1 protein-coding gene is annotated in these 732 nt (G+C 73.6%); it reads left to right on the top strand.

All coding sequences use genetic code 11. The features are described 5' to 3' along the window. Positions 1-320: 320 nt before the first annotated feature. Positions 321-732, top strand: a 412-nt coding sequence (locus D476_RS33750; protein WP_040726597.1) for a biotin carboxylase N-terminal domain-containing protein, incomplete at its 3' end; no start/stop codon positions are given.

Here is a 732-nt window from a genome sequence, read left to right as displayed (position 1 = left end):
CCCCCCCCCGGGGGGGCGCCGGGTGGCCGCGCGGCCCAACACGGCCAACCACCCCGCAACCGCCCCGCCGCCCCGGCTCGGGTGAGACCCCCCACACCACCGCCCCGCATACCCTGGGCCGCCGGGGGCGCCGCCACCACCCACCACCCACACTCGAGCAGCGCTTTGGCCCATTCCTACAAACTCGGGCCCGCAATGTTGCGCCGAGTACGACATGGCACCGGCGCCCCGCACACGCAAGGGTGGAAACCTGCCCGGGCATCCGCCCCCCGCCACGGCGCACGGTCACTGGTTCACCACGAAGAAAGGGCTCGGTCGGCTTGTTCACGACAATCGCCATCGTCAACCGCGGCGAGGCCGCCATGCGCCTCATCCACGCCGCACGCGACCTGTCCGCCCGCACCGGCACACCCCTCAAGACCGTCGCCCTGCACACCGACGTCGACCGCACCGCCGCATTCGTCCGCGAAGCCGACGCCGCCTACGAGATCGGCCCCGCCGCCCAGCGCCCCTACCTCGACCTCAAGGCCCTGGAGCGCGCCCTGGTCGACACCGGCGCCCAGGCCGCCTGGGTCGGCTGGGGCTTCGTCGCCGAAGACCCCGCCTTCGCCGAACTGTGCGACCAGCTCGGCGTCACCTTCATCGGCCCCAGCGCCACCGCCATGCGCGAACTCGGCGACAAGATCGGCGCCAAACTCCTGGCCGAGCGCGTCGGCGTGCCCGTCGCCCCCT

Source organism: Nocardiopsis chromatogenes YIM 90109 (assembly GCF_000341185.1).
GTDB classification, from domain to species: domain Bacteria; phylum Actinomycetota; class Actinomycetes; order Streptosporangiales; family Streptosporangiaceae; genus Nocardiopsis_A; species Nocardiopsis_A chromatogenes.
Note: the sequence above shows the minus strand (reverse complement) of the source record. Positions and strands in the feature narration are given on the sequence as shown.